Here is a 23,523-nt window from a genome sequence, read left to right on the forward strand (position 1 = left end):
CTCTATTAAAAATCAACATTTAAACCTACAGATACGGTTTTTGGGTTAGGGTAAACATTCAATGAATATGAAGTAATTGGCTCAGGATCAAACCCTTTCCAATCTGTCCAAGTATACAAGTTTTCTGCCTGAACAAATATTTTGATTCCTTTTACCGGCAGTTTACCTAACTGACTTTTGCTAAAGTTATATCCTACGGAAATATTCTTAAGTCTGATAAAGTCTGATCTGTGTAAAAATCTGTCTGAAGAGCCTAAGCTTAAGTTACTTGCTTTCAATGCAGGTATATCAGTATCTCTGTTGTCAGGAGTCCAGGCATTTAATAAGTCAGCTGAAAGGTTTCTCGTAGCTGCTGCACTTGGATCCATAATCCATGATTGTAAGTTATCATAGATCCATCCTCCTTGTTGGAAAGAGAACAAAGTATCAAGGAACCAACCTTTGTGTTGTAAATTGAATCCAAAACCTCCTGTAAACTTAGCATATCTTGATTTTCCAGTCAATACTCTGTCTGCAGACGTTGGAGCTTCAGTGATGTTTCCGTTTTTATCAAGGAACTGTAAGTTTCCGTTATCACGATTTACACCAACATATGAATATAGCTGATACTGACCAGCAGGACCACCAATAGCATTCACTACATCTCCTGCAAGGTTTTCGCTGTTCATAGAAACAATTTTGTTGGAGTTGTATGCACCGTTAACAAATACAGAGAATCTGGTATTTTCATTTCTGATCACATTATATCTGATCATCCCTTCAATACCTTTGTTATCAAGAACTCCGTCATTACCTCTGATTGAGTAGTAACCGGTAACTGACGATTTTTGAAGATCATTAAACATTCTCGATGTTCTTTTCTGGTAATAATCAACGCTACCTTCAATCAATCCTTTATAGTTGAAATCTAACCCGATATTACTTTGTTTTACCTGTTCCCATTCTAGATAAGGGTTTGATAAGTTCACAAAGTTATATCCTAGTAAATTCTGATATCCTGAGAAACCGTTGTAAAGGTCAAGGAAGTTATTTGGAAGAAGTGCTAATGGGTTTTGATTATCACTAGCAATTCCTAAGTTCTGGTTACCTGTAGTACCGATTGAAGCTCTCAACTTAAGCAATCTGAATCCCGAATCAGCCATAAATTCTTCTTTGTCGATATTCCACCTTGCTGCTACTGACCAGAAAGTCTCCCATCTGTTGGTAGGAAGAAAACGGTAAGAACCATCTCTTCTTACAACTCCACTTACTCCATATTTATCTTTATAATCGTAATCTGCTGTTGCAAAATATGCTAATGTACCAGCTGTTACTTTTGTAGCATTGTTAGAAGGTCTATAGATGTTTGGTGTATCCGGGTTAAATGGAATATAACCAGTTCCTGCACCAAATTCCCATTGTAACGGGTTCAATCCGTTTTGCCTTTGAGTAGTTGAGCTCACATGAGCTTTGATATAATCTAAGTAGGCGCCAACACTAATTGTATGATCTCCAAACGACTTATTGAATGTAATATTCGTAATACTGTTGAAAGTCAGATCTCTTGTTGTAGAGAAATCTTCAAATCCCCCATATGTAGCTCCATCTCCTTTTGCCACACTAATAGCAAGGTATCCCAGCGGTGATCTTGCAAAATTTCTTTCGTATTGCTTATACTCAATACCTGTTCTGTTTCCAACACTTAAATAATCTGTAATTTTATAGTTTACGTTAGCATTGGCAGAGATACTTAATTCGGTAAATCTGTTTCTGATCCCTCCATTGATGTTATCCTGAAGAATCCAGTGTCTGTTATTAGTAGCATCTCCTTTAATAGCATTATACAGTTCCTGTCCGTTTGCATACGGAGAAGGTGTTGCATATGGTAGTGAAAGAACACTTCCGAATAAAGGATTCTGAAGTGTATTATTGGAAATACCTGTATTCGTTTCATCATCCAGCTGGTTTCTTCTGGAATATCCTAATCCCATGATAGCCCCGAAAGTTAACTTTCCGTCTTTAGACTTACCATTAAGATTATTTCTCATCGTAAATCTTTTGAAGTCTGTAGATCTTACAGTTCCTTCACTATCAAGATATCCTAGAGATAAGAAATTATTAATATTTTCCCCACCTCCTGTAATGGAAAGGTTATGCTGCTGAGAAATACCGATACGGGTAAATTGCTTACTCCAGTCTGTATTGGTACCCCAGTTGTCAATTTCTTGTTGCGTTAAATTTTTTCCTTTACCGGTCTGCAAATTCTTTTGAAGTTGTAAAAGTTGTCTACCATCTGACATGTTATAGTCAGAAGTAGGTAATTTACTGAACGAAGTTAATGCATCATAAGAAACTTTTAGTCCAGAGTTGAATTTTCCCCCTTTAGTAGTAATTACAACAACTCCATTAGCAGCTCTGTTACCATAGATCGCAGTTGCCTGGGCATCTTTCAGAATACTGAAGGTATCAATATCATAAGAGTTCAGGTTTCTGAACTGAGAACCGGAAGTAATTACTCCATCCACAACGTATAGAGGATCTGTAGAACCATTAAGGGAGCTAGCACCTCTAATCAAAATATTGAATTTTCCGGAACCTGGAGATCCAGATGCCGAATTTACTACAATCCCGGGAGCGGTACCCTGAATCGAGTTTAGTACCGAGATATTAGGTCTGTTTTCTAAGGTTTCAGAACCAACAGTTACTGAAGATGTAGTAGTTTTAGCTTTAGTAGCAGTTTTACTATACCCTAAAACAACAACTTCCTCAAGTTTTGTCTCTTTGTCCTTACTGTTCTTAGAGTCCTTTTCCTGAGCTAGTACAGTCTGTCCTGTAAAAAACAGAACTCCGACTGTCAAAACGCTTAATTTCACATTCATATTAACAGATTTTAATATATTCAAGCGACAAATATGTCGATAAATATCTATAACATCAATTCATTGAATGCTGAAAACAGGCTTCCAGAGCGGAGAGATTCACATTCATACTCAAAAAATGATGGGAAATCATTTTAATTGTATTTAAAAAATTAACAAAAAATAAGTCAATTTATGTATTAACAGAATTTTAATAAATTTTAAAATTAAAATCAAATTTCACCCATTTGAAACAAATAATTAAAAAAATTAATACTAAAACTAATTTTAGTGAAAAATATAAATAAAAACAATTCTTAATTTTAGTGAAAACAGAGAAAAAATCAGCCTTTTTTCTTAAATTTTATATAAAAAATACACCTCTGCAATCAGCAAATCGCTGTTTCATGACTGTATGTTCAGGATTTTAATTAAAAAACTGTTAATATACTATATCTGGGATCCGATTAAAGGCTGTGAAATTTCCATCAATATTTACTGTATTTTTTTAGCCTTTTTACAATTAAGATTAAAAATAATTTAACTGTAACAATCATGAAATATTTCTACATATCTATAATAGTAAAAAGTAAAGCATCCCAAAATATGAGATGCTTTAAATAGTAAATTTCAGTAATTTTAATTCTGATAACTATAATATCTTGCTCCGGTTAAAACAGGATTTTCTGCTTCTACAGAGACAAGCCCGAATCCTTTGTAATCTTTGTTTACAGACTCCTCCAATTGCTTTCTGTGGAGTTTTTCATAAGTTTCAAAATCAACAGCTGTTCTTTGTTTCAAACTTTCGAATAAATCCCATTTTTCTACTACCTTTTTCCAGTTTTCAGAAACCTTACCTGCAAAAACCTTTGATTTCGAACCACTTCCATACCCTACAAAACCTATTTCTTTCCCTGAAAGTTCATCATTTTCATTAAAAGCTGTCTGCAGCGCAGACAGAAGTGCCATAAATATAGATGCCGTGTACATATTCCCTATTTCGGAAGAAGCTCTCTGGGTCTTTTCTATCTTATCATTAATTAATTTCAGATAGTTTTCGGATTTGGCAACCGCTTTCTGTTCATCTGCCGTTTCATAGGAAAGATTGTTCTCAAGGCTGTAAATTTCAGTAAAGACCCTTTTCCCGTGGAAGGCATATGGAAGATGGAAAATAATATATTCCCAGTTTTCATAAGGCTTTTCCTTTCCTGTTATCTCCTTATAATGATTGTAAGCTTCTCTTATTCTATCCTGATAGCATTGGTTGGAATATTGTCCGTCAAAAACAGGTTCATCGGTAAAAATTTCAATTTTTTCGGGATAAGTTTCCGGAGCTCCGTTCAGGTCCTCCTTTTTATACAACCTTCTGGGCTTGAAAAAGTCAAAGACACTTTCTGAAGCCACACCCCAGTTGTTTTCAATTTCAAGAAGATCCGGTTTTGACGAAACCAAAAGAGCTACCGCTCCACCTCCCTGCGTATATTCACCGGAAGAAGCCAGTTCATATTTTGCGTAGTCACTGGCGATTACGACTGCTTTTTTATCAGGGTTTACTCTTACAAAATCCAGAGCATTATGCAATGCATCTACTCCCCCTACACAGGCAAAAGTCATATCAAGAACATCACAGTTTCTGAAACATCTGGATCCAAATTCTTCTTCCAGAACTTTTTCTACCATCTGTACAGCGTAGGAAGCCGTAGGTTTTGCAGCATCCAAAGCACTTTCTGTCCCCAGATACACTCTTGCTATTTCTTTCGGATTGATATGATAATCTTGTATAAGCTTCAGTAATGCTTCTGCTGCAAAGGTTGCAGCATCCTCATGGACATCAGAAAGTCCCATTTTATGAAGACCTAAGCCTTTCTCCAATTTTGCCGGTTCTATTCCTCTTTTTTCTGCTAAATCCTTAATCTCCAAATATAAACCAGGCACATAATAGCCCGCTGCCTCAATTCCAAAACTCATAATTGTCTAAATTTTGAACGAATTTATGAAAGATAACGCAAAAAACAGCAGGAAAAAGTTCTGATTTTTATAACATCGTTAAAAATCAATACATTTTAAATGATAATCTGCCAATTTAATGTTCTGCAATAAAAAAAAGCCGGTAAATCTACCGGCTCCTTTCTTTTATTTATAGTTTTCAATAGCTTTATTGAGAACATCTATCTGCTTGTTGATGCTTGCAGCGTTCTGCGGATTCTGTTTCAGCAGCTCCATTTTTTTGCTTAAGCCATCTTTCAGCATCTGAACCATCATCATTTTAGCCTGTGGATTATCTGCCATCTGATTTTTGGCATATCCTGCTATTTTCGTGATGCTTTCCGTAGCTTTCAGATTATCGGAAGTCATGATCCAGTTGAAACCGTCTTCTGCCGCTTTTCCTAATTCCGGGTTCTGAAATTTGATAAACGGATAAAAAGTAGCAAGAGGCGCAATATTTTCTATCTGGGAAGTAATTCTGTTCTTTACAATAACAGGAAGCAATTGTGCCTGCAATTCATCTGAAGCTCCTTTCATATCAATTTTATCAGCAAGACTGTTTGCCTTTGACGGATCAATGGTAAGAATGGAACTCATTGAGCTTCCTCTCACTGCATTGGAAACTGCACTTACTCCTTTTTCAAATAACGGAAGGTATTTTTTGTCTTTTGTCTTTCCTAAAGCTGTAATAGCGGCAGCCTGGGTTAAAGTTTTCGGATCATTGGAAGCCAGTTTTTCAACTTCAGCACCCAGTGCTTTCATTTGTTCTGGGTTGGTAAGGTCTATTAAGCTCAAAGCTTTTATTCTTACTCTGAAGAAAGGATCTTTCAGTGCAGCAGCCAATAATTTTGTTGCTGCAGGGCTTTTTCCAACCTGATCTTTAATTCCGGTTAAAGCAAGGTATCTGCTTTTGAACTCCTTAGAATTGGTAAACTGCATCAGATTCTGTTCCGGAGTTTTAGTATCGGTAATATCAGCCAGTAAAACCCCATCTGCATTGATGTTAACAAGATCAGGTGTTTTAGAAACATCAAAACTGAATGTATTTTTCGCTTCTGCATTTACCCAGACATTGTATCTTTTAGATTTTCCATTGTCGTAAACATCAATAGCTAAAGGGAATTCAAATGGTTTTTCCTGAGTTTGATTAATGGTTACAGCAACCTGTTTTTTTACCGGCTCAAATGTGGATGAGTAATTAATCTTCGGGTTTCCGCTTCCAAAATACCATTGGTTAAAGAACCAGTTTAAGTCTTTACCCGATACTTTTTCAAAAGATAATCTTAATTGATGCGCTTCTGCATTCTGATATTCGTTGGTTTTCAGGTAATCATTCATTCCGGCAAAGAAGGCATCATCTCCAAGATAGTTTCTCAGCATGTTTAAAATCCCTCCTCCTTTCTGATAGGTTACCAAATCAAAAACATCTTCACGGGATTCATAATTGAATCGCACCAGGTTTTTGTTAAAATCAGTTGGGTTATGAAGATAATTATTCACATCGGTCATCAGGTGATAATCTGCCTGGTCTTTTCCGTACTTGTATTCATTCCAAAGATATTCGGAATAATTGGCAAAGGACTCGTTCACTGTAAGATTACTCCAGCTTTCTGCGGTAACCAGGTCTCCAAACCAATGGTGGAACAATTCGTGAGCGATGGTATCTTCCCATGTATTCTCATCGATAAGCTGTCCCGGCTTTTGAAGAATATCGCTTCCGTGAAGTGTTGCAGTCGTATTTTCCATCGCTCCACTTACATAATCTCTTCCGGAAATCTGAGCATATTTTGCCCACGGATAATCATAGTTCAGTTTTTTGGAGAAAAAGTCGATCATTTCCGGAGTATTTCCGTAGATCTGCTTAGCATACGGCTCATATTCTTTTTCAATATAATAATCAACCGGAATATTTTTCCATTTATCTTTTACAACGGCATATTCTCCTACTCCCATAAAGAAAAGATAGGTAGAATGTCTTTTATCCATCACCCAGTGATCAGTTCTAAGTCCGTTAGATTCTTTTTTGGACTCTTTCATAATACCATTGGAAAGGGTAACGTATTTATCAGGAACCGTCATGTAAATTTCCTGTGTGGTTTTTTGATTAGGCTTATCTATAGTTGGAAACCATGCAGAAGAAGATTCCGTTTCTCCCTGTGTCCATATCTGGGTCGGCATATCCGGGTCTGTTCCCTGAGCATTGATGAAATACAAACCTTTTGCATCATTGATCGCCATACTTCCCTGTTGTTTTACCTCGTTCGGCCGGGCTGTGTATTTGATATAAACTGTATAATCCTGATTTCTCTGGTATGTTTTATCCAGAGTAATTTTCAGAATATCGTCTTTGTATTCGTATTTTAAAGGAGATTTTTTGCCGTTATTATCAAGAGACACTTCATGAATCAGCATTCCTTTTGCATCAAGAGTAAGTTCGTTGGTTGCATAGAAGTAAGGCGAGGCGGTAAGCCATTCTTCTCCGTTCATCTGTTCTTTCTGGTAATCGAAATTTACTTTTAGTTTGGTATGCTTCAGTTCTGTTACTTTGGTATGGGTAGCTCTGTATACTTTTTCCCTTCCTGAAGTTTCAGTTTGTGCTGATACATTTGCGGAAAATAAAATTCCAAGTATAGCAATTGATAAAATGGCCTTTCTCATCGGTCTACTTTATTTTTTAGAATTATTTTTTAATGATTATATCGAAAATATCATTGACTAAAGTTTCATAATCTCCCTTTTTAAGCTGTTCTTTTGTTTTAGCAAAGGCTTTTTTGAGCTCGCTTTCAGGGTTTTCGTCATCCACTATTTCTGTTGAAGCAACTCCTTTCAACTGCTGTACAGCATTTTTCAGTGCTGCAATATCTGCATTTTCTTCTATATTGATTTTTAAATACTTCATGATTTATTTTTAAGCATTTTAATTGGTGATCTCCTATCGGCCAACGGATCTATTTTCACAAGAACCTAATGGACCGGAATGTTTCTTTCAAATTTAAGAAACTATTGCCAAAAGAAGGTATGCCGAAGTATTTATATTCTGATTTCCCAGCTTATGGGCACAGATAATGCCTCTATTAATGTTAAAATAACAGAAGTAATAAAAAATTAAAGTGATATAAGAGTGTTAAATGGCTACAGGAGCTTTGATCCCTGGATGTGGATCATAATTTTCTAAGGTAAAATCTTCGAAATCGAAATCAAAAATGTTTTTAACATCAGGATTCAGTTTCATGGTCGGAAGAGCTCTTGGTTCTCTGGCAAGCTGTCTGTTTACCTGCTCAAAGTGATTATTATAGATATGGACATCTCCAAAGCTGTGAACATAATCCCCCACTTCCAGGTCACAAACCTGTGCTACCATCATCAGCAGTAATGCATAGCTTGCGATATTGAACGGTACTCCAAGGAAAACATCAGCACTTCTCTGATAAAGCTGTAAGGATAATTTACCGTCTGCTACGTAAAACTGGAACAAGGCATGACAAGGTGCCAAAGCCATATTTGGGATTTCCGCAACATTCCATGCTGATACAATCAGTCTTCTGGAATCCGGATTCTTTTTGATCTGGTCGATTACTTCTGTGATCTGGTCTACTACTTTTCCGTCAGCTCCGCTCCAGCTTCTCCATTGTGCCCCATAAACCGGCCCTAAATCTCCGTTTTCATCTGCCCACTCATCCCAGATGCTTACTCCGTTATCTTTAAGATATTTGATATTGGTATCTCCTTTCAGAAACCAGAGCAGTTCATAAATAATAGATTTTAAATGCACTTTTTTGGTGGTTACCAAAGGAAATCCTTTTGACAAATCATATCTCAGCTGATATCCGAAAACACTTCTTGTTCCGGTGCCTGTTCTATCGGTTTTATCAGTTCCGTTGTCTAAAATATGCTGTAAAAGGTCCAGATAGTTTTGCATTTTGATAAGGAATTTATGGACCAAATTTAGTAAAAAAAAAGCATCCGGCCTATGGATACTTTTTATAAGAGATATATGTTTTTCCCGATAAATGAATGTATAGTCTACACTCTCAGTCTTTTAAGACAACGGAAGGATTACACACAGAGACACTAATTTTTTCACTGTTTCCGTTAATGGATTTCAGCTGTCCGTTTCTGTTTTTATCTGTAAAACTATCAGTATAATAATCAAGACTCACGGGACCGAATTTTATAAGCTTTTTATATTTACTCTGATCAATCACATCTTTTGCTCCATAGTCTATAGCAATGTCTCCTATCGTTTTCAGCTTACCCGTTTTGCTGTTGTCCATTATATCATTGGGCCAATAATATGGCAAGATTTCCTATTTTCTTTACCTTACCTGCTTTTTCTTCAGTAAAGGCCGAATCTTCCCAATAGTCTACAGAAATATTTCCTAAACTTTTCAACTTACCAGCTTTTTCCTTCGTGAAAGCAGAATCTTCCCAATAGTCTACGGAAATATTACCAAAACTTTTCAGCTTACCGGCTTTTCCTTCGTGAAAGCAGAATCTTCCCAGTAATCTATTTTAACGTTTCCAATGCTTTTAAGTTTTCCATATTTCACTTTATCAAAAACCTGATCATCATAGTATTCCAGCTCACCATTAAGGTCTGGAACATTGAAATCAGCAATTGATCCATCTGCATTAAGTGTAAATACAAAACCGTCTACAATAAATTTAACTGTTTCCAGATCATATGTTTTTGACGAAACGGTAGCACGAACCTGTGCATTGACCACCAGACCTACCCATAAAAAGGCAAGGAGAAGTAAATTTTTACATTTCATATTATTAAAGATTGATTTACCAGATATGCTCAATATCCTGACTGATATTGTTGATGGTAAATGTCTCTCCCATTTTCTTGCCAAACATTGCCTTTACCAAGGGAGATTCTGCAGAAACCGTCATAATCTTCTGTTTTTCATATATAATTTCTCCCATGGAAACAGCTACATAAAATAATCCTTTGTTGGTTTTCACCAATGCTCCGTTCTGTACTTTTTCTGAGGGGTCTGAAGTTATTTTCTGCAATACAGCCTGCTGGTTCAGGACTTCGTTAAGCTGTCTCTGCAGATTATTAATTTCCTGCTGAAGCATTTCCCTGCCGGTTTCATATTTGTCTCCCATGGAACTTTTCGTATCATTATTGGAAGCCCGTGTTTCCGCAATAAGTTTTTCGAAATACTGGATTTTGTCAGCGGCTTTCGCTTTAATAATATTGATTATTTCCTGTTTGTTCATTGTAATGGTGGATTTTTATTGTAGGGCAGATAAACCACCCCGTCAAAATCACAGATTTTGACACCCCTCCAGAGGAGGGGAATTAGGTATTGCTTAGTGACTATTCATTAAGATAAAGCCAAAGATCTAAATATTACTTTTCAAATACGGCATAATCAGAAACTTTGAAAGTAAAATCTTTTCCATTACTGAAATCCCTTCTGGTTTTATCAAAAACATTTCTGAATATTCCTGACAGGTGCTCATCTTCAATGGAAAAATTAACAGGTTCTTTTGACATATTCAGGACTACCAGTACTTCATCTTTCCCGTTTTTTCTTACATAAGCCAGAATCTTGTCATTGGCGGTCGTATTGAGAAGATAGGTGGTCACATTGGAATCTCCTCCTCTCAATGCAGGATTTGATGTTTTTAAATCCAATAATGTTTTATAGAAATCGGCAACCTGATAGGTATTTGTCCATTTGATGGCATCTTTTTCAAAGAATTCCAGTCTTTTCATATTCGGAAGTTCCTGGCCTGAGTATAATAACGGAACGCCATTCCATGTTGCAGAGAATACTGCCATAGGCTTTGTGATTACTCCATACTTTTCATATTCGGTACCATTCCATGAGTTTTCATCATGATTGGTGGTAAACCATGCTCTCATTGACGTGTCTCCGATATTGGAATATTGTCTCAACAGATCCTTCAGCTCCTGAAGGGGCTCATTGTTTTTATAGTAATCTGCAGATTTGTGCATCCATTTCCAGGAATAGCTGGCATCAAATACTTTTCCGTACTCAGGAGTCTCCAGTTCATCAAACTCTCCCAGCCAGAAAAGCGGCTTTACTTTTTCCACTTCGGGGCGTGCCTGTTCCCAGAAATCTACTTCTACCCATGAGGCAAGATCACATCGGAAGCCATCAATATTGGTTTCCCTTACCCAGAATTTCATGGCATCAATCATTGCCTGGCGCATTTCCTGATTTTTGTAGTCAAGTTCGATAATGTCATCCATTCCGGAGGCAATATGAAATTTACCGTCCGGATCTTTCAGGTAAAACTCAGGGTGTGTTTTTGTCCAGACATGGTCCCATCCTGTATGGTTGGCAACCCAGTCAAGAATCACTTTGAATCCCAATCTGTGGGCTTCATTCACCATATCTTTAAAATCCTGCAGGGTTCCGAATTCCGGATTGACAGAAGTATAATCTGCCGCCGCGTAAGGACTTCCCAGGCTTCCTTTTTTATTCTGCTGGGCAATTGGAGTAACCGGCATAAACCAAAGTGTTTTTACCCCCATTGATTTCAGGCGGGGCATTTCTTTTGCAAAGGCTTTGAAAGTTCCTTCCTGAGTATATTGTCTTATGTTTACTTCGTAGATATTTGTGTTATGTTTCCAATCTTTTGGCAGTTCTGTCATCCTTCTGGTATTTTTTTGAGTGGTACAGGAAACAATTCCCAGACCAATTACAGCTAACAAAATTAATTTTTTCATTAAACTATTTTTAACAAAAGTAAGGATTGTTTTTGGGGTAAAAGGGTAAAAAAGGCAAAATCATTAAGAGCAGAAGGGCTGTTCACTTTACCAGCCATAAAAAAAGCCCCGGGTCAAAACCCGGGGCCTATATTGTGCTGATTATCTTTCGTCATCATTGTCATCCTCATCATCAAAGACATCGTCATTGTAGTCTTCTTCTTCCTCGTCATCGAAACTGTCGTCTTCATCTACAAAGTTTCCTCCTGCTACGAAATCATCATCAAAACCGAACTCATCATCTACCAACGGCAATGCTGATTTCTTCTTACCTCCTGAATTTCCGTTTTTGCTAGGAGCCTTCAATGGAACATTCCCAAATCTGTATACTGTGATTGGGTAGTTTACACCTTTTGTTTCCTCAATCACTTCTACAAGCTCACAGAAGAATTCCCAAAGATCAAGAAGCCCGTACTGGAACTGTGCTTTGTCACCTACATTTTCAAAAGCCTCATCAATGTAAACATCTGACATGATCTCTCCATCACCATCATCACTCATATCTTCCAATAGGACACTTTTTACGATCGTTCCGTCATCTTCCAACAGATTAAAAGTAGAAAGCTCATCTCCCTGCAGACTGAATGCACTTTTAATTCCTAAATGTAAGTTCCATAACGTTTGTTTTCCCTTAACTTCGACATCACGGAAAATATCCTCTTTCGCATCTAATATTACGCGGATTTTGTAAACCATATCAGTTTCTTAAATTACTTTTTTGCCTTTATAATTATGATAAATCTCTGTTGCAAATATATAATAAATGACATGTGACAAAAAAATATTTCAGGATTTTTTAAAATATTTTTTTTTCTTACATTTTGCCGGAATTATTTACTTTTTTCGAGCATAAAACTGAACTTCGTACCTTCCAGGTAAACGCTTTCCACGGTAATGTTTTCGTTGTGTGCTTCAAGGATGTGTTTTACGATAGCAAGACCAAGCCCGGAACCGCCTTCTCTCCTGCTTCTGCTGGTTTCCACACGGTAAAATCTTTCAAAGATTCTTGGGAGAATTTCAGATTTGATTCCCATTCCATTGTCTATCACCTCTATCAGCACCTTATTTTTCAGGATACTGGTTTTTACAATCACTTTTGCTTCCTGTCTGTTGGCATAATGAATGGCATTGGAAATAAGGTTAATGAAAACCTGTGAAATTTTCTGTTTATCAGCTTCCACAAAGATCTGTGGATGAAGGGCCTGAATCTGTAATGTTGTATTTCTTTTTTCGGCTTCAAGGTCAAGAAGGTCGAAGATTTCTTTGATCAGAAGATTGACATCAAATTTCGAAACGGTAAGATTGATTTCGCCGGCCTCCAGCCTGTTGATCATATCCAGATCTGTTACAATGGCAATCAGTCTTTCTACCGATTTATCAATTCTTTCCAGATACTTATCTCTGATGGTAAGGTTGTCTACTCCGCCGTCTCTTAAGGTTTCCACATACCCCTGGATGGAAAATAAGGGAGTTTTAAGCTCATGGGAAACATTTCCGATGTATTCTTTACGGTAGCTTTCCATCTCTTTCATCATATCAATTTCTGAAACCTGCTGCTGGTTAAGATCTGAAAATCTTTCCCCTAATTCTTTGATGGTAATATTTTCGTCCTGATTCTGTACTATTTCCTGCGGAAGAAATCCGGAAAGACCTTTTACCTGCTTCCTGCCATAGTAATTGAAAAGCAGTTCCAGCACTACACAATTGATCAGGAAGATCAGGACAATACAGATGAAAAGACCCGTTTTGAACAAAGGGGTCTCATAATAGATATCTTTCAGTGAATCGAATACGACTACCAAAAGGAACATTACCAGTGTCAGCAGACATGAGGCAACGAGGGTAAGTCTGTAAAATTTCAATTTTACAACGTTTTAATGATTGAACGTAAAGTTAAGGTTTTTAAATAATTAAACGATCAGTTTATACCCAATCCCTTTTAATGTCTGAATCGTATTGATTCCTAATTTTTCTCTCAGTCTTCTGATATGAACATCAATCGTTCTTTCCCCTACAATCACATCATTACCCCAGACTTTTTCAAGAATTTCTTCTCTTTTGAAAACCTTCTCCGTATTGGAAGCCAAGAGGTAAAGCAAATCAAACTCTTTTTTAGGAAGAAGAAATTGCTGTCCGCTTTTGGAAACTCTGAAGTTATCTTTATCAATAACAAGGTCTCCGATTTCGATGAGTTTGGCATCGTCTGAAACCTGAGAGGTCAGCTGTAATAATGCGTTTACTTTAGAGATAAGGATTTTCGGTTTAATCAGTTTCACGATGTAATCATTGGCACCGGCCTGAAAACCTGCTAACTGGGAAAATTCTTCGCTTCTTGCAGAAAGGAACACGATAAGTGTTTTTTGTAGTTCTTTCACTTTACGAAGTTCCTGACATGTTTCTATACCATCTTTCTCAGGCATCATGACATCTAATAAGATAAGGTCCGGAACAATTTCCTTTGCTTTTTCTATACCTTCATTACCATTGGTAGCAGTATAGATATCATACCCTTCTTTTTCCAAATTGTAAGACAGAATCTCTAAAATGTCCAGTTCATCGTCTATTAAAAGAATTTTTTTGCTCATCTTCTAGTTTAAGAATTCCCACAAAATTAATTATTTCCATTGGTTTCATCTATCCGGCAAATGTTAACTAATTATTAAAAAATTACATTTTAAATCCAAATTACAAAATCAATAAAAAAAAATAACGAATAAATATATACAAACCAAATATAAGGAATAATATTTGAAATTAAAACAAAAAATATAATTATATAAATTAAACATCGATAACTATAAATTTCATTCATTCGTTAATACAAACTTCATAATTAATTAAGATTCTCCTAAAGTTTTCTTAAAAACTTAGCCTTTATTTTGCCCTTGAAAAAGAAGTAAAAGAAGTAAAATGAAAAAACAACTCCACAAGAGCATTATGCTACTTGCCTTGTTTTCTGCTGGCTATGCTTTTGCACAAAGTCAGATTCTGGAAGGTAGGGTATTGGACGAGAAAGACAACACTCCTATAGAAGGAGTAAAAGTAAAAGTAAATGGTCAGGAAGTTACCACTGACATTTCCGGATACTACTCTATCAACCTTTCCCCTGGTACCAATTACATTGTAACAGTAAGCTCCAACGGGTATAACAGAAAAGAGATCAGCGAGGTAGTTATCAAAAATGAAGGTAATACGCATCTTGATATCGTTCTGGATAAGCCATCTGCCAAAGAAAAAGAAATTGAGGGAGTTGTCATAAAATCAAACGCAAGAAAAGAAACCATAGCCTCTACCATCGGTTTACAAAAAAATGCCGGTGTAGTTTCTCAGGTTATTGGTGTAGAAGCTATCAAAAGAAGTCCGGACAGAAACACCGGTGAAGTTCTGAAAAGAGTTTCGGGGGTGAGTTTATTTGACGGAAAATATATCGTAGTAAGAGGTTTATCTGACCGTTATAACCAGGCGATGCTGAACGGTATTCAGCTATCCAGTACAGAGCCGGACAGAAAGACTTTCTCTTTTGACCTTTTCCCTGCCAACGTTATCGAAACACTTGTTATCAACAAAACTTTCATTCCTGAATATACCGGTGAATGGGGAGGAGCATTGATTCAGGTAAACACAAAGGATATTCCTAATAAAAATTTCTTCAACGTTCAGGTAGGTGTAGGAGGAAATACAGCTACTATGGGGCAGGAATTCCATATGCAGAAAGGAGGAAAATGGGACTTCTTAGGCATAGACGACGGTTACAGAAAACTTCCTTCGAATATGCCTGCAAAAAATGCGTTCAGCATTCTGACCGAGGCACAAAAAACGGAAATCGGTAAAGGGTATACAAAGAATTTGGGATACAACAGTATCGGTTATCCGGAAAATATAAGCTTACAGCTTGACGGAGGTTTCAACACAAAAATTTTCGGAAAAGATTTAGGGGTAATTGCTGTTTTGAACTACAGTAACAACAAAAGAAGAACTGAATCTACCAACCGTTTCTTTACCATTAACGATCAGCTTGCTGATACCAACTTCGATTATTTTACAGAAAAATACAGCAATGATATTATTTTAGGTGGAATGTTGAACCTTGCTTTAAAGCTGAACAACAACAATAAAATTTCCTTAAAGAATATCATTACCAATAATACGGTAAACCACATGTCCTTCAGAACAGGTAAGGACTTTGAATTTGATCCTATTAATGGAACAAACATCATGGCAAGGGAGATAGGTTTTAAAGAAACTACTTTCTACAATTCAACCCTTAGCGGTAACCATAAAATTGATGCTCTTGGCGGATTGACCATCAACTGGTACGGAAGCTTCGGGATTCTTGATCAGTATATTCCTTTGCTGCAGCGTTTACAGTATAACCAATACACCAACATGCCGGGAAGTCCTTATCTGGCATTGATTTCCAATGGTCTTTCCCAAAAATCAGGAAGTGTATTCTATTCTACACTAAGCGACTATTTATATAATGCCGGAGGTGATGTTTCCAAGACATTTACGATGTTCGGACAAAAGCAAACGATCAAAGGAGGGTATTTATTCCAGGTAAAAGACAGAATATACAATTCAAGACCGTTCTCTGTAAGACTTGAAAACTTCAACCAGGGATTACTTTCCCAGCCTTTTGAAACGATCTTCAATCCTCAGAATTTCGGAACTAACGGAGGATTTACATTCGATGAAATTGCAGGAAACCAGTACAGATATATTGCCAACACCATCCTTAACGCAGGGTATTTACAGTTTGACAATAACTTTACACCATGGTTAAGAGCGGTTTGGGGATTAAGAGTTGAAAACTTTGACCAGTTGGTCGGAAGCACGAAAAAAAGTGATGACCGTTTTGTAAATACACGTGTTACAGACTTTTTGCCTGCTGTTAACTTAACATTCAAGGTAAATCCTAAAATGAATATCCGTCTTGCAGGTTCTCAAACTGTTGTAAGACCGGAATTCAGAGAGGTTTCTCCTTTAGCTTATTATGATTTTGATCTTGGAGCAACCGTAATCGGTAACAAATCTATTGAAAGAACAAAAATCACAAGTGCTGACCTTCGTTGGGAATATTATCCGAGAAACGGTGAAATTTTCTCAGTGGCAGCTTTCTATAAAAACTTCAAAAAGCCTATCGAATTATACTTCAACCAATCAGGGGTAGGAACCAGTAACACTTTCAACTATCTTAACGTAGATAAAGCTGATGCTTACGGATTGGAGGTGGAAGCCAGAAAAAAACTGGATTTTGTAAGTGCTCTTAAAAACTTTACACTGGGTGGAAACGTAGCATTAATTAAAAACAGGGTAACAGACGAAGCTACCAAGATTGACAGACCAATGCAGGGGCAGTCTCCTTATACGGTAAACGTAAGCCTTCAGTATGATACCGAGAAATCAGGATGGTCTTCTACAGTATTATTCAACATGATCGGACGAAGAATCCTGTATGTAGGAAATGATCAGGTTCCACCAATCTGGGAAGCACCAAGACCACTTCTTGATTTCCAGCTTGCTAAAAAATTATGGAGCAATAAAGGAGAGATCAAGCTGAATGTTCCAGATATCCTGAACCGCCGTGCCAAATTCTACCATGACCTGAACGACAACGGTAAGTATGACAGCAAAGATGCTCTTGCTATTGAAAGACTTTCAGGAACCAATATCAGTTTAACACTGGGATACAATTTTTAATTCACTCAACAAATAATCTAATAAAAATAATTTAATTCTTTATAACATGAAAAAGTTCGTTTTATATTCTTTAATGCTTGGCGCTCTAGTATCAACTACCGCATGTAGAAATATAGAAGAAGATGGACCTACCATTATTCAAAATGGAGGTAACGGAAACGGAGAAACTGAAAACCTTATTCTTTCAGGAAAAATCACTTCCAATACAACACTTAAAGCCAATAAAATCTATAAGCTGAGAGGACTGGTATATGTAACTAACGGAGCAACTTTAACTATCGAGCCAGGTACAAAGATTGTAGGTGAAGCTGATAAAAACGGAGCTTTGATCATTACAAGAGGAAGTAAAATCATGGCAGAAGGTACTGCTACCAACCCTATTATCTTCACTTCTGAAAAACCAAGTCCAAAAAGAGGAGACTGGGCAGGTGTAGTAATTTTAGGAAATGCTCCTACCAACTCATCTTTCGGTGGAGTAAACGGAGTTGGAGAAATTGAAGGAGGAATCAACAACTCTGAAGGTCTTGGACTTTACGGTGGAACAAATGCTGCTGACAACAGTGGTGTATTAAAATATGTAAGAATTGAATATGCAGGATATGCATTCTTACCGGATAAAGAAATCAACGGACTTACTTTCGGTGGTGTAGGTAACGGAACTACAGTAGATTATGTAGAAGTTGCTTATGCTAATGATGACAGTTTTGAATGGTTCGGAGGAACGGTAAACTGTTCTCACCTTATTTCTTACAAAGGTTTAGATGATGATTTCGATACAGATAACGGTTTCTCAGGAAATGTACAGTTTGGTATTGCAGTAAGAGATTCTCAGGTAGCGGACGTTTCAGGTTCCAACGCATTTGAATCTGATAATGATGCCAACGGTTCTACTTTAACACCTCAGACATCAGCTACATTCTCTAACATGACGATTATCGGGCCAATCAACTCTGCGGCTCCCGGTTCTATCAACGCGTTATTCCAGAATGCATTACAGATCAGAAGAAACTCTTCTATCTCAGTATTTAACTCTGTATTTACAGGATTCCCTGTTGGTTTATTCATCGATGCTACAAAAGGTTCTCCAACAGATAACAATATTGTAGGTAATAAACTATTCTTTGAAAACAACGTATTGGCAGGAAATACAACTCCTTTAAAATTCGGACCGTCTACATCTACTCCTACAACATATACGTTGGCCGATCTTACAACATGGTTCAATGCTAAAGGAAATACAATCCTTGCTTCTACAGCTGATGTAAAACTTGCCGGTGCATGGGCTCCAGCAGGAACTACACCTAACTTTACTCCTACTGCAGGTTCTCCATTATTAACAGGTGGAGCGTTTACTAACCCTAAATTAGCAACCTGGTTTACACAGGTAACTTATAAAGGTGCTGTAAAGGATGCTACAGATACATGGTATGCAGGTTGGACTAACTTCAACTTATAAAACAATATAGTAATTAGATTAATTTCATTTAAATTTAAAAAGCCTTCGGAACATTTTCCGAAGGCTTTTTTCTTCATTATTCCTGGTTTTACGAAAGTCTGCCGGTTTCAATATGAACAGGTGTTCATATTGTAAAAACTGAAAACAGCAATTTGAACAGTTGTTTTTACAGCAGATGACAAAAATTTTCACAGATGTTTACTCATAAGCTCAGGCTAAAGCCAAAGGAATGAATTCGTTTTTACATAACGGGCTAAAGCCCATTCCTATTGATAACAAAAAAACCAAAAATCCCGAATCAACTCTAAACCCGAAAAGTGTAATCCCGAAATCCCGAAATCTGCGGCCACAAAAAATGCCACCAGACAGACTCCGATGACATTACAAAAAACAAGTGTATAAAAAAATATATACGAGGATGTTTAAACTTTTATATTCACTATTTTAACCACAAAAGGCACAAAGTTTTAAATATTTAAGTTTTTCAGAACCAGGCCTTATGCATAATAAGTACACCTAAGTTTTGTGAAAATCTTTGATTTTTGTCTTGCGAATTTTTCTTCAGTATCATTCTAAACTTACTTAAGAGAACTCAGGTGTTTTTAAATTGAAACCTTTTGTGACTTTTGTGGTTGAGTAAAGTTTAAACAGCTTTTACTTCAATTACTTTCTCCAGAATAAATTCCCGTCTTTCATCAGGCCTTTTATTTCGGACATTCTGGAAACGGCTTCCGCAGAACAGGAAGCATCCGTCAGAACGATTGCAGCTTCATCACCTGCTTTTGGCCACTGCTGATTTCCTTTTTCATCCAGAGGAAGAATACTTTGAGTTGCAAACTGTAAGGTTCTCGACAACGCATATTCTGTGGCGTACCCATAGAGTTCAGCAATCAGATTCGCTTTCTGTAACATATTTCCGGATCCGAACGTACTCCAGTAATCCTGCACATTATCATTTCCGATCAGCACATTTACCCCGTATTTTTTCAAGGTTGGAATGGGCATTACTTTTCCTTTAAAAGGTACGGAAGAAGCGATTCCTACTTTTGCTGCAGCCAGCTTTTCCGCAATCTGCTCTGTTTCTTTTGGTGAGAGATGAGCCAAAGCAAATGCATGACTAACGAATGTTTTTCCCTGAAGTTCAGGATTTTCGATAGCTTTATCAATCAGGTAACTGATGGTTTTCATTCCGGACTCTCCCGTTTCATGCAGGTGAATATCAATTCCTTTATGATGGTCTAAAGCCAGCTGAACAGTAAAATCCATTACTTTTTCAATGCTTCCGTCAATACTTAAAGGATCCAGCCCTCCAATAAATTTCACATTTTTCAGTTGTGCGGCTTCTTTCATCAAAGGTGCAGATTCTGTATAGTAAACACCATGCTGCGGGAAGGCAACCAGTTCAGCTTTGAAGGATTCTTTTTTATTTTCAAGCGCCTGCTCAAGATGTTCCAGGGATTTCAATCCTGAAGTAGGATCAATATTGAAATGAGTTCTCACAAAATGAGTTCCGTAATGCTGCAACAGGCTGATCAGCTGTTCTGCTCTGCTTACAGAAGTTTTCAACAGCTCAGGAATAATCTTCTGCTCATAAGCAATCATATCTTTTACAGTCTTTCTTTTTGGAGAAAGAGCCTGCCACGGAAGTCCATATAATGTTTTATCAAGATGGATGTGCATATCCCTGAAAGCAGGAAGCATCAGATATCCTTTAGCATCTATCGCTTCAGAAGCGGTATCATTGGCTTTCACTGTTTTTATTTTTCCGTCCTCAATTTCAATACTGAAAAGGCCGGTCTTTGTTCCTATAACCTCTTCATTTTCGTATTCAAAACCTGTTTCAAGGCGGACATTTTTCAGGGTATATTTTCCTTTTGCAGTTAATTGATAGGGAAATTGCATGATTTAAATTTTAACAATACAAAATTAACCTGGCTTAAGGGTAAAACCGGTGTATCAATTATGTCTTGTTTTGTACAGATTATTCTTTGAACTGGGAAGGTGTCATCCCCGTTTGTGCTTTAAAGAATTTGGAAAAGCTGGCATGATCATAGAAACCTAAGTCATACACAATATCTTTCACGGACATTTCAGAAACTTTTAAAAGTCTTTTTGCTTCCAGTAAAATACGGTTCTGAATAAGGGAAGAAGCTGAAGCATTGAGACTTTTCTTGCAGACAATATTCAGATAGTTGGCAGAAATATTCAGTTTTTCTGCGTAAAAAGAAACTGATCTTTCCGTTTTAAAATGTTCGTCAATAAGATGCAGAAACTTTGAAATAATAGGGTTTGAGTTGTAGACTTCAAAATCCTTAAAAGCCCCTTCCACAGATTTGCTCACCAAAAGGCCGATCAATTCACTTCTTTTCTGAATAAGCTCCCAGAATATTTTCTCTTCGCCCAGTTCTTTCCGGATTTCTTTGAATTCATATAGAAACATGTCAAACACTTCTTTGGAAAGGTTGATCACCGGATGATTCTGGTAATAAGAAGCTGAAAATCTCAAAGACGGCAGAAAACTTTCAAACCAATCTCTGCTGATCATCAGCTGGTATCCTATGGTTTCTTTTTCAATGACCCACTGATGTACCTGATCAGGAAAAACAAGATGAATCTGATAGTCTTTCACCTGATATTCTGTAAAATCTATGGTATGTGAGCCTACTCCATGCTCAAAAAGGTTAATGATAAAAAAGTCATGTTTATGGGGTTCGTCAATAGAACGTGCTCCGTAAAGTTCATTAAACAGCAGATTACAGCCCTTCAGCTGATTCTCACTGAATTCCTGAATTCCTAAAACCGGAAAATGATCTGTATGGTAACCCACTCTGCCTGATTTTCTCCTAAAATTACTAAAAATTGTGAGAGAAAACTAAAAATAACCACAAAAGGATAAAAGCATTACCTTCACTCTTACTTCAGTTTCAGTCCGCATTCACTTCTATACCTTTTGTGGTCAAAAAAAACACAACTAGATTATATTTATATCTTTATTAATCAATTCTTATCTGAATTAAAAAACAATATTTCCATCATGCACCAATGATTCCACCTCTGAAATTCTTGATACCGCTTCTGCCGAACAGCTGGCATTGATCAGTACAAAATCTGCTTTATCCCCGGCTTTAGGCCACTGTTGGTTTCCTTTATCATCCAACGGAAGGATATTTCCTGTTGCCAGCTTTAAACTTCTTGATAGTAAGAATTCTGTTGAATATCCATACAATTGAGCCGTTAAATTTGCTTTCTGAAGTACACTTCCTGTCCCGAAAGTATTCCAGTGATCCACAATGCTGTCATTCCCCGTAAGAACGGTGACATTATGTTTGTAAAGCGTTGGTATTGGCATGATCAGTCTTCCGAAAGGAATTGTAGAGACAATTCCGATTTGAGCTTCAGATAATTTTTCAGCAATTTCTTCCTGTTTTACGGCTTCTAATTTCCCAAGAACAAAACAGTGGCTCAAATAGGTTTTTCCTTTCAGAGAAGGGTTTTCATTTACTTTTTTAATCAGATATTCTACTGTTCTCAATCCGGAATCTCCGGTTTCATGCAGGTGGATATCAATCCCTTTTTTATGGTCTGTAGCAAGCTGGACGGTAAAATCCAGTACTTTTTCAATATCTCCATCAATATTGAACGGATCTACTCCACCGATAAAATCGATGTCCATTTTTGCCGCTTCTTTCAGATAAGGCACTGAATCCGTATAAAATACACCGTGCTGTGGAAAAGCCACCAACTCGGCTCCAAAACCTTTCTTTTTATTTTCTAAGGCCTTCTGCAGATTTTTTAATGACTGAAGCTTGGAGGTAGGCTCAATATTTACATGGCTTCTTGCAAAGGAAGTTCCTTTCGACTGTAACAATTCGATTAGCTTTTCAGCCTTAAAGGTGGAATTCTTAAGCATCTCCGGAAGCATTTTCTGCTCCAGTTCGATCATTCCCTTGACTCCTCCGTTCCTTTTTCTAACAGCCTGCCATCGCTCTCCATAAAAAGTTTTATCAAGATGAATGTGCATATCCCTGAAAGCAGGAAGCATTAACAAACCTTTTGCATCTATAGCTTTAGCATTCGGCTGATTCGGGGAAATCTTTGTGATTTTTCCATTTTCAGTTTCTACATAGAACAGATCAGTTTTAGTGGAAACTACTTCCCCATCCTGATATTCAAAACCAGTTTCCAGACGAACATTTTTAAAGCTCATTTTTCCTTTTGCTGAAATGCTGTTTTCATCAAAAAAAGGTATTGCGGTCATGATATTAGGCATTAAAGTTAATCCCGCTACAGCCAATGCTGAGTTCCGGATAAAGTCTTTACGGGAGATGGTAGGGTCTGAAGTCTTCATTTCCAATCTGTTTATGGCAAAATTAAAAAGAAGCGCCCTGAACAAAGTGTATGGTTTATTACAAAATCTGTATGATTTATGCTTTGTGGTAATTATCTGCTAAAATGCTAAGTTTTTCTTTTATGTATTACAATCAAAGATATTCATGGTAATTCTCATTCTGCAGGAATACAAATGATGTTGTTTTACGTTGCAGAGACTCCTGCGGAGTGACAAACTATGCGCATATTTTGTAATAAAATCACTTAAGATTTACGGAAAGTATTACCAGTACCCTTGTCATTCCGCAGGTACTACAAGTTTACAATGTGTTACTTTTCTATTTCTCCCTAGAAATGAAGTAAAATATTTATGTACAATAGGTATAGGTTATTTTGAAACTTATTTGTCGTTGCAATGTATTTTATCTCATCTCATAAATATGTATAAATATTGACACAAA

General features: G+C 36.9%; 17 protein-coding genes. 2 read left to right on the forward strand and 15 right to left on the reverse strand.

What is annotated here, in order from left to right:
* Positions 1–5: 5 nt before the first annotated feature.
* The 12 genes from ACE3RB_RS09435 to ACE3RB_RS09490 form a co-directional block, all read right to left on the reverse strand.
* Positions 6–2,858 (reverse strand): SusC/RagA family TonB-linked outer membrane protein, encoded by a 2,853-nt coding sequence (locus ACE3RB_RS09435; protein WP_374463999.1) that lies wholly within the window; start codon positions 2,856–2,858, stop codon positions 6–8.
* Between the two features lie 618 nt (positions 2,859–3,476).
* Complete coding sequence (locus ACE3RB_RS09440; protein WP_374464000.1) at positions 3,477–4,805, reverse strand: hydroxymethylglutaryl-CoA synthase family protein; 1,329 nt, start codon at positions 4,803–4,805, stop codon at positions 3,477–3,479.
* Between the two features lie 165 nt (positions 4,806–4,970).
* Positions 4,971–7,481, reverse strand: a complete 2,511-nt coding sequence (locus ACE3RB_RS09445; protein ID WP_374464001.1) for a M1 family metallopeptidase — start codon at positions 7,479–7,481, stop codon at positions 4,971–4,973.
* 22 nt (positions 7,482–7,503) lie between these two features.
* The gene (locus ACE3RB_RS09450; RefSeq protein ID WP_374464002.1) at positions 7,504–7,722 is read right to left on the reverse strand and encodes a hypothetical protein; all 219 of its coding nucleotides are present in this window, start codon (positions 7,720–7,722) and stop codon (positions 7,504–7,506) included.
* A gap of 225 nt (positions 7,723–7,947) precedes the next feature.
* A complete protein-coding gene (locus tag ACE3RB_RS09455) occupies positions 7,948–8,742 on the reverse strand; it encodes a thymidylate synthase (RefSeq protein ID WP_232721018.1) in 795 nt (264 codons plus the stop codon).
* 112 nt (positions 8,743–8,854) lie between these two features.
* On the reverse strand, positions 8,855–9,124 hold the full coding sequence (locus ACE3RB_RS09460; RefSeq protein WP_374464003.1) for a hypothetical protein: 270 nt from the start codon (positions 9,122–9,124) through the stop codon (positions 8,855–8,857).
* Positions 9,125–9,283: 159 nt separating this feature from the next.
* Positions 9,284–9,598, reverse strand: coding sequence for a hypothetical protein (locus tag ACE3RB_RS09465; RefSeq protein ID WP_374464004.1), 315 nt, complete (start codon positions 9,596–9,598; stop codon positions 9,284–9,286).
* Positions 9,599–9,614: 16 nt separating this feature from the next.
* Positions 9,615–10,055, reverse strand: coding sequence for a hypothetical protein (locus tag ACE3RB_RS09470; RefSeq protein ID WP_374464005.1), 441 nt, complete (start codon positions 10,053–10,055; stop codon positions 9,615–9,617).
* 133 nt (positions 10,056–10,188) lie between these two features.
* Positions 10,189–11,538, reverse strand: a complete 1,350-nt coding sequence (locus ACE3RB_RS09475; protein WP_374464006.1) for an alpha-amylase family glycosyl hydrolase — start codon at positions 11,536–11,538, stop codon at positions 10,189–10,191.
* 141 nt (positions 11,539–11,679) lie between these two features.
* Positions 11,680–12,273 carry a hypothetical protein gene (locus tag ACE3RB_RS09480; protein ID WP_374464007.1) on the reverse strand — a complete coding sequence of 198 codons (594 nt, stop codon included), beginning with the start codon at positions 12,271–12,273 and terminating at the stop codon, positions 11,680–11,682.
* Between the two features lie 134 nt (positions 12,274–12,407).
* Positions 12,408–13,439, reverse strand: a complete 1,032-nt coding sequence (locus ACE3RB_RS09485; RefSeq protein ID WP_374464008.1) for a sensor histidine kinase — start codon at positions 13,437–13,439, stop codon at positions 12,408–12,410.
* 48 nt (positions 13,440–13,487) lie between these two features.
* Positions 13,488–14,162: a response regulator gene (locus ACE3RB_RS09490; protein WP_374464009.1), complete on the reverse strand. Its 675-nt coding sequence runs from the start codon at positions 14,160–14,162 to the stop codon at positions 13,488–13,490.
* Between the two features lie 325 nt (positions 14,163–14,487).
* Between ACE3RB_RS09490 and ACE3RB_RS09495 the strand changes: the two genes are divergently transcribed.
* Both ACE3RB_RS09495 and ACE3RB_RS09500 read left to right on the forward strand, forming a co-directional pair.
* On the forward strand, positions 14,488–17,277 hold the full coding sequence (locus ACE3RB_RS09495; RefSeq protein ID WP_374464010.1) for a TonB-dependent receptor domain-containing protein: 2,790 nt from the start codon (positions 14,488–14,490) through the stop codon (positions 17,275–17,277).
* 46 nt (positions 17,278–17,323) lie between these two features.
* Positions 17,324–18,733 (forward strand): hypothetical protein, encoded by a 1,410-nt coding sequence (locus ACE3RB_RS09500; protein WP_374464011.1) that lies wholly within the window; start codon positions 17,324–17,326, stop codon positions 18,731–18,733.
* Between the two features lie 663 nt (positions 18,734–19,396).
* On the opposite strand, the gene ACE3RB_RS09505 is transcribed toward ACE3RB_RS09500, so the two are convergent.
* The 3 genes from ACE3RB_RS09505 to ACE3RB_RS09515 form a co-directional block, all read right to left on the reverse strand.
* Positions 19,397–20,635 carry an amidohydrolase gene (locus tag ACE3RB_RS09505; RefSeq protein WP_374464012.1) on the reverse strand — a complete coding sequence of 413 codons (1,239 nt, stop codon included), beginning with the start codon at positions 20,633–20,635 and terminating at the stop codon, positions 19,397–19,399.
* Between the two features lie 79 nt (positions 20,636–20,714).
* Entirely contained in the window at positions 20,715–21,560 is an 846-nt protein-coding gene (locus ACE3RB_RS09510; RefSeq protein ID WP_374464013.1) for a helix-turn-helix transcriptional regulator, read from the reverse strand.
* Between the two features lie 186 nt (positions 21,561–21,746).
* Positions 21,747–23,081 carry an amidohydrolase gene (locus tag ACE3RB_RS09515; RefSeq protein WP_374464014.1) on the reverse strand — a complete coding sequence of 445 codons (1,335 nt, stop codon included), beginning with the start codon at positions 23,079–23,081 and terminating at the stop codon, positions 21,747–21,749.
* Positions 23,082–23,523 lie beyond the last annotated feature (442 nt).

Origin of the sequence: Chryseobacterium sp. (genome assembly GCF_041914225.1) — a bacterium.
In the GTDB taxonomy this organism is placed as follows: domain Bacteria; phylum Bacteroidota; class Bacteroidia; order Flavobacteriales; family Weeksellaceae; genus Chryseobacterium.

Excerpts from the sequence above, each read along its gene's own strand:
- ACE3RB_RS09435 (WP_374463999.1), bottom strand. The coding sequence starts at position 2,858 with ATGAATGTGAAATTAAGCGTTTTGACAGTCGGAGTTCTGTTTTTTACA.
- ACE3RB_RS09440 (WP_374464000.1), bottom strand. The coding sequence starts at position 4,805 with ATGAGTTTTGGAATTGAGGCAGCGGGCTATTATGTGCCTGGTTTATAT.
- ACE3RB_RS09445 (WP_374464001.1), bottom strand. The coding sequence starts at position 7,481 with ATGAGAAAGGCCATTTTATCAATTGCTATACTTGGAATTTTATTTTCC.
- ACE3RB_RS09450 (WP_374464002.1), bottom strand. The coding sequence starts at position 7,722 with ATGAAGTATTTAAAAATCAATATAGAAGAAAATGCAGATATTGCAGCA.
- ACE3RB_RS09455 (WP_232721018.1), bottom strand. The coding sequence starts at position 8,742 with ATGCAAAACTATCTGGACCTTTTACAGCATATTTTAGACAACGGAACT.
- ACE3RB_RS09465 (WP_374464004.1), bottom strand. The coding sequence starts at position 9,598 with ATGAAATGTAAAAATTTACTTCTCCTTGCCTTTTTATGGGTAGGTCTG.
- ACE3RB_RS09470 (WP_374464005.1), bottom strand. The coding sequence starts at position 10,055 with ATGAACAAACAGGAAATAATCAATATTATTAAAGCGAAAGCCGCTGAC.
- ACE3RB_RS09475 (WP_374464006.1), bottom strand. The coding sequence starts at position 11,538 with ATGAAAAAATTAATTTTGTTAGCTGTAATTGGTCTGGGAATTGTTTCC.
- ACE3RB_RS09480 (WP_374464007.1), bottom strand. The coding sequence starts at position 12,273 with ATGGTTTACAAAATCCGCGTAATATTAGATGCGAAAGAGGATATTTTC.
- ACE3RB_RS09490 (WP_374464009.1), bottom strand. The coding sequence starts at position 14,162 with ATGAGCAAAAAAATTCTTTTAATAGACGATGAACTGGACATTTTAGAG.
- ACE3RB_RS09495 (WP_374464010.1), top strand. The coding sequence starts at position 14,488 with ATGAAAAAACAACTCCACAAGAGCATTATGCTACTTGCCTTGTTTTCT.
- ACE3RB_RS09500 (WP_374464011.1), top strand. The coding sequence starts at position 17,324 with ATGAAAAAGTTCGTTTTATATTCTTTAATGCTTGGCGCTCTAGTATCA.
- ACE3RB_RS09505 (WP_374464012.1), bottom strand. The coding sequence starts at position 20,635 with ATGCAATTTCCCTATCAATTAACTGCAAAAGGAAAATATACCCTGAAA.
- ACE3RB_RS09515 (WP_374464014.1), bottom strand. The coding sequence starts at position 23,081 with ATGAAGACTTCAGACCCTACCATCTCCCGTAAAGACTTTATCCGGAAC.